Raw genomic sequence first — 6,516 nt, forward strand, 5'->3', positions numbered from 1 at the left:
CTATGATGTTTCTTGCAAGTGGAAAAAATATTCTGTATTTTAAGAGTAAAAAGATTGACATTTGGATATAAGCTTGGTAAATTTGAATTAATCCAATAAAAATACTCGGAATAAGAGGTGTGTAGAATGGTACGTGTAGCCAACTCAATAACAGAATTAGTGGGTCAGACCCCTATCGTCAAACTGAATCGCCTTGTAGATGAAAATAGTGCAGATGTTTATTTAAAGCTAGAGTATATGAACCCGGGAAGCAGTGTAAAGGATCGTATTGCCCTTGCGATGATCGAAGCTGCAGAAGAGGCAGGTAAGCTGAAAGAGGGAGATACCATCATTGAACCAACAAGCGGAAATACTGGAATTGGCCTTGCGATGGTAGCTGCCGCTAAGGGATATAAAGCCATCTTAGTTATGCCAGAAACGATGAGTTTGGAGCGTAGAAATTTATTGCGTGCTTATGGGGCAGAGCTAGTATTAACTCCGGGGCCAGAAGGCATGGGAGGAGCAATTCGTAAAGCGGAAGAGCTAGCGAAGGAACATGGTTATTTTATGCCACAGCAATTTGAAAACTTTGCGAATCCAGAAGTTCATAGAAGAACAACAGGTAAAGAAATTGTTGAGCAAGTGGGCGAACAATTAGATGCTTTTATTTCTGGAATTGGAACAGGTGGTACGATTACAGGTGCTGGCGCAGTTCTTAAAGAACACTATCCAAATATCAAGATTTACGCTGTGGAGCCAGCGGATTCTCCAGTTCTTTCAGGTGGAAAACCAGGACCACATAAAATCCAAGGAATTGGTGCCGGTTTTGTTCCCAAAGTATTAAATACTGATGTGTATGATGAAGTTTTAAAAATTACAAACGAAGAATCGTTTGAATATGCTCGTCGTGCTGCTAAAGAAGAAGGCATCTTAGGTGGTATTTCATCAGGTGCTGCAATTTCAGCTGCGTTAAAAGTGGCAAAAGAACTAGGCAAAGGGAAAAAGGTGCTGGCGGTAATCCCAAGTAACGGTGAACGTTATTTGAGCACTCCGCTGTATCAATTTGATACTGAATAAAAAACGAGTATTGAATATGTACAAAGGAGCAGTAGTCGAAATGGCTATTGCTCCTTTTTGATCATCATATTCTGCATTACGTTAAAAAAGGACAGTAAACTTAGCTTCTTTTCTATTTTGTTTTTTTACTAGGGAAGTTGGTTTATGAAAAAAGTGATGTTCCGATATACTGGAGGGGTTAGATGTAAGAAATTTAGAAATGGTGTCTTTTAAATGCTACAATAAAGGTGTAAAACGGTTTGGAGGTTAATTATGTCTACCAATCAAAAAAAAATGATCGAATGCGGTCCTTATACATTGGACTATAGCAATAAAACGCTTATAATGGGAATTTTGAATGTCACCCCTGATTCCTTTTCAGATGGAGGCAAATTTACTCATATTGAAAGGGCTGTTCAGCATGCAAAACAGATGGTTGCTGATGGTGCTGATATTATTGATATTGGAGGAGAATCGACTCGGCCTGGTTATGAGCAAATCTCCGTTGAGGAGGAAGTGAGTCGTGTAGTCCCTATTATTAAAGCTGTTTCGGAAGCGGTGAATGTTCCGATATCGATCGATACATATAAATCAGAAGTCGCAGAAGGTGCATTAGAAGCTGGAGCTCATATTATCAATGATATTTGGGGAGCGAAGGCGGATCGGAATATGGCGCCACTAGCTGCCCGCTACAACGCACCGATTATTTTAATGCATAATCGAGAGGATCGAGACTATCAGCATTTTTATCGGGATGTTGTAAACGATCTATTTGAAAGTATTCAAATTGTGAAAAGCGCTGGTATTGCTGATGAAAAAATTATTTTTGATCCTGGGATCGGTTTTGCGAAAGATCTGCAAGAAAATCTTCAAATGATGAGAGAACTTGATAAATTGGTTTCCATTGGGTACCCAGTATTACTTGGAACTTCTAAAAAGTCGCTGATTGGCCAGGCGTTAAATTTACCGGTTGATGAAAGGGCTGAAGGAACTGGAGCAACAGTTTGCTTTGGGATTCAGAAAGGATGCCAAATAATTCGTGTCCATGACGTGAAAGAGATGAGCCGCATGGCTAGAATGATGGATATATTGCTCGGAAAGGGACAAGTCAATGGATAAAATCTATGTAAATCGAATGGAATTCTACGGCTATCATGGTGTCTTTCCGGAAGAAACACGCCTTGGACAAAGATTTATTGTTGATTTAGTGGTAGAAGCTGATTTAAAAAGTGCTGGTGAGAAGGATGAGCTATCTGACTCGATTCATTATGGAGAGCTATATATGATGTGTAAAGAAATTGTTGAAGGTGAGCCATACAAACTTTTAGAAGCTGTAGCAGAAAAAATTGCCACCACCTGCCTTGCGCAATTTGCGAAGGCAGTATCATGCACGGTAAAAGTGATTAAGCCAGATCCTCCGATTCCCGGCCACTATGACTCGGTTGCGGTGGAAATTACAAGGAGTAGATAAATTGAAAAATAGAGCTTTGCTTGCACTAGGAACGAATATGGGGAACCGCTACGAAAACTTGACGGATGCCATAACACTACTACATCAACATTCTCAGGTTGAGTTAGTGCATTGTTCTTCTATTTATGAGACTGATCCGGTCGGCTATACTGACCAGGATCCATTTTTAAACATGGTGATTGAGATTAAAACAGTGTTAAAGCCTTTTGAATTATTGGATTGCTGTTTGCAAATTGAAAAGAATCTTGGGAGAAAAAGGATTGTTCGATGGGGACCAAGAATTATAGACCTTGACATTCTTCTCTACAACCAAGAAAATATTAAATCAGAGAAACTTATTGTTCCTCATCCGCGGATGCATGAAAGAGCTTTTGTTTTAATTCCACTCCTCGAGATTAGTCCGAACGAAAGGCTCCCAAGGGCGGATTATCTTTTACGAGAAACTTTAGATGAAATATCTGATAGAGAAGGAGTACGAATATGGAAGCTGAAAAATGGGGAAGACGTATTCGCGCTTTTCGCAAATTAAAGGGCTATACACAAGAGAGTTTGGCAGGAGAGCTTGGTGTATCAGTTTCTATTTTGGGAGAAGTGGAACGTGGTAATCGCATGCCAACGGAAGATTTTTTGCTGGAAGTTGCTGATATATTGAAAGTAAGTATAGATGATTTAACGCCACCTGAAGAATAGAACGGGTAAAGGGGTAAATGGATGTTTAAAATAGGAAATGTGGAATTGAAAAATCAGGTCGTTTTAGCGCCGATGGCTGGTGTTTGTAATTCAGCTTTTCGTTTAACGGTGAAGGAGTTTGGCGCTGGCTTAGTTTGCGCTGAAATGATTAGTGATAAAGGGATTGTTTTGAAAAATGCTAAAACGATGAATATGTTATATATCGATGAGCGGGAAAATCCATTAAGCTTACAAATTTTTGGGGGCGAAAAGGAAACGCTTGTTGAAGCTGCTAAATTTGTAGATAAAAATACAAATGCTGATATTATTGATATTAACATGGGGTGTCCAGTACCTAAGATTACTAAATGTGATGCTGGTGCAAAGTGGTTACTTAATCCTGATAAAATTTATGAAATGGTCTCAGCGGTTGTCGACAATGTTGATAAGCCTGTAACAGTAAAAATGCGCATGGGCTGGGATGAAGAACATATCTATGCAGTGAAAAATGCCCAAGCAGTGGAGCGAGCAGGTGGCAGTGCAATCTCATTGCATGGCCGTACTCGTGTACAAATGTATGAGGGCAATGCGAACTGGGATATTATTCGTGAAGTGAAAGAGGCTATAAACATCCCGCTTATCGGCAATGGAGATGTCAAAACACCGCAGGATGCGAAAAGGATGCTAGATGAGACTGGTTGTGATGCCGTAATGATCGGCAGGGCGGCATTAGGAAATCCATGGATGATTTATAGAACGGTTCAGTTTTTAGAAACAGGAGAGTTAATAGAGGAGCCTTCTGTGAGAGAGAAAATAAATGTTTGCATTCTTCATTTAGATCGCTTAATTGCCCTTAAGAGTGAGTTTGTTGCAGTTCGTGAAATGCGAAAGCATGCTGCGTGGTATTTAAAAGGAATAAAAGGAACTGCGAAAGCCCGTAATGGAATTAACGAATGCAACACAAGGGAAGAACTTGTCAATTTATTAAACGAGCTTGTGTTAGAATCAGAAGCGAAGGAACAGTTCGAACAAGTAGGTTAAGGATTGACTTCTCTTGCTTCTTTCATTATGATGATAAAGAAAACTGCCGGTTGTTGCTGGCAGTTTTTATTATATTACGTGTCTCTTTCCGTTATTTTGTGTAAAATAGTAAGGTATAATTTTCTCTATTCAAAGATACACTTCTTGATTTTAGTCTGAAGGTTGAATTACATAGAAACATTTTAATATTGGAGATGATTTAAGTGAGTGAAGAACTAAACGACCAGATGAGAGTTAGGCTGGAAAAAATGCATGATATGCGAGAAAAAGGGCTAGATCCTTTTGGAAAACGCTATGAACGCACGCATCTTGCGGAAGAATTGATTAACCAGTACGGTGAGATGGAGAAAGAGGCTCTTGAACAATTAGCCACGACAGTGACGATTGCTGGTCGTATGATGACAAAGCGTGGTAAAGGTAAGGCGGGTTTTGCTCATATTCAAGATTTGACTAACCAAATTCAAATATATGTGAGACAGGATGCCGTTGGTGAGGAGCAGTATGATATTTTCGGTAGTGCAGATTTAGGTGATATTGTCGGTGTAACAGGAGTGTTATTTAAAACAAAGGTTGGGGAGCTTTCTATTAAAGTTCAAGACTTTCAGTTGTTAACAAAATCCTTGCGCCCGCTGCCAGAAAAATTTCATGGTTTAAAAGATGTGGAGCAGCGCTACCGTCAACGTTATTTAGATCTGATTACTAGTCAGGAAAGCCGAAAAACATTTATTACAAGAAGTAAAATTATTCAAGCCATGCGACGTTATTTAGATGATCATGGGTATTTGGAAGTAGAAACTCCTATGATGCACGCGATTGCAGGTGGCGCTTCGGCACGTCCGTTTATTACTCATCACAATGCATTGGACATGCAGTTATATATGCGTATTGCGATTGAGTTACATCTAAAACGCCTCATAGTCGGTGGTTTAGAGAAAGTATACGAAATTGGTCGTGTATTCCGAAATGAAGGTGTATCAACACGCCATAACCCTGAATTTACGATGATAGAGTTGTATGAGGCTTATGCGGATTATCGTGACATAATGAGTTTAACAGAAAATCTAATTGCTCATATTGCACAAGAAGTGTTAGGAACAACAACGGTGCAGTATGGAGATCATCTAGTGGAATTAAAGCCTGAGTGGAAGAGGCTGCATATGGTGGATGCAATTAAAGAGTATACCGGTGTTGATTTCTGGAAGGAAATGACTGTTGAAGAAGCAAGGCAGTTGGCAAAAGAGCATAATGTAGAAATAAAAGATACGATGCTCTATGGTCATATTGTTAATGAGTTTTTTGAGCAAAAGGTAGAGGAACAGCTTATTCAGCCAACGTTCATTTACGGACATCCGGTGGAAATTTCACCGCTTGCTAAGAAAAATGAGGAAGACCCAAGATTTACGGATCGCTTTGAACTATTTATTGTTGCGCGCGAGCATGCGAATGCGTTCACTGAGTTAAATGATCCAATTGACCAAAGAGAGCGCTTTGAGGCTCAGCTTAAAGAAAGAGAGCAAGGAAACGACGAAGCTCACATGATGGATAATGACTTTATCGAAGCGTTGGAATTTGGGATGCCTCCAACAGGTGGTCTAGGAATTGGAATCGATCGTCTAATCATGCTATTAACAAATTCTCCATCAATTAGAGATGTTCTGTTATTCCCGCTCATGCGTCATCGTTAACAATTATATAAAAAGGGCAAAGGTGATAGCCTTTGCCTTTTTATGTACTCCCGTTCTGAATCAAGTGAATGGAAACTTTCTATTAATTTATGGTTTGATGAACCTTTGGTTCGGGCGATAAACCCTTCGTCTTACTTAAAACATTTCAGGATTAATAGCGATAGGTAACGGAGTAGAGCTAAACGAAAAAAATTATAAAAAAGTATTGCACGAGATAAATTATAGTGGTATATTATTATCTGTTGCTGCGAAAGATGCAAGCACACAAAAAAGAATTTAAAAGAAGTTATTGACACTTACTTTAGATTCTGCTAATATTAAAAAGTCGCCTTCGAGCGACGGATAGAAATTTTCTTCCTTAAGATCATTTCAAAATTGCACTTTGAAAACTAAACAAATCATACGTCAACAACTTATAGTGGAGGCACTCTTTATGAGAGCCGAAGCTAGCCAACGTTTATTATAAACATAAGAGCTAATCTTACTCTTTTTTTGGAGAGTTTGATCCTGGCTCAGGACGAACGCTGGCGGCGTGCCTAATACATGCAAGTCGAGCGCTTGCACAAGAAAGCTTGCTTTCTTGTTGCTTGAGCGGCGGACGGGTGAGTAACACGT

General features: G+C 39.5%; 7 protein-coding genes and 1 rRNA gene. All 8 read left to right on the plus strand.

Annotation, left to right across the window (positions count from 1 at the left end; all coding sequences use genetic code 11):
* Positions 1–126 precede the first annotated feature (126 nt).
* Positions 127–1,056, plus strand: a complete 930-nt coding sequence (cysK, locus tag PZE06_RS15485; protein WP_150916988.1) for a cysteine synthase A — start codon at positions 127–129, stop codon at positions 1,054–1,056.
* Positions 1,057–1,308: 252 nt separating this feature from the next.
* Complete coding sequence (gene folP / locus PZE06_RS15490) at positions 1,309–2,154, plus strand: dihydropteroate synthase (protein WP_150916990.1); 846 nt, start codon at positions 1,309–1,311, stop codon at positions 2,152–2,154.
* Positions 2,147–2,506: a dihydroneopterin aldolase gene (gene folB, locus PZE06_RS15495; RefSeq protein WP_150916992.1), complete on the plus strand. Its 360-nt coding sequence runs from the start codon at positions 2,147–2,149 to the stop codon at positions 2,504–2,506. The genes folP and folB overlap by 8 nt, the downstream gene beginning before the upstream one ends.
* A 1-nt stretch (position 2,507) precedes the next feature.
* Positions 2,508–3,035 carry a 2-amino-4-hydroxy-6-hydroxymethyldihydropteridine diphosphokinase gene (gene folK / locus PZE06_RS15500; protein ID WP_150916994.1) on the plus strand — a complete coding sequence of 176 codons (528 nt, stop codon included), beginning with the start codon at positions 2,508–2,510 and terminating at the stop codon, positions 3,033–3,035.
* Positions 2,987–3,196, plus strand: a complete 210-nt coding sequence (locus PZE06_RS15505) for a helix-turn-helix domain-containing protein (RefSeq protein ID WP_150916996.1) — start codon at positions 2,987–2,989, stop codon at positions 3,194–3,196. Before folK ends, PZE06_RS15505 begins: the two co-directional genes overlap by 49 nt.
* Before the next feature lie 21 nt (positions 3,197–3,217).
* The gene (dusB, locus tag PZE06_RS15510; RefSeq protein ID WP_150916998.1) at positions 3,218–4,216 is read left to right on the plus strand and encodes a tRNA dihydrouridine synthase DusB; all 999 of its coding nucleotides are present in this window, start codon (positions 3,218–3,220) and stop codon (positions 4,214–4,216) included.
* A gap of 203 nt (positions 4,217–4,419) precedes the next feature.
* On the plus strand, positions 4,420–5,901 hold the full coding sequence (lysS, locus tag PZE06_RS15515) for a lysine--tRNA ligase (RefSeq protein WP_263641560.1): 1,482 nt from the start codon (positions 4,420–4,422) through the stop codon (positions 5,899–5,901).
* A 489-nt stretch (positions 5,902–6,390) separates the two neighbouring features.
* Positions 6,391–6,516, plus strand: a 16S ribosomal RNA gene (locus tag PZE06_RS15520); the annotation flags it as partial.

The organism is Robertmurraya sp. DFI.2.37 (assembly GCF_029211245.1).
In the GTDB taxonomy this organism is placed as follows: Bacteria; Bacillota; Bacilli; order Bacillales; family Cytobacillaceae; genus Robertmurraya; species Robertmurraya methanolica_A.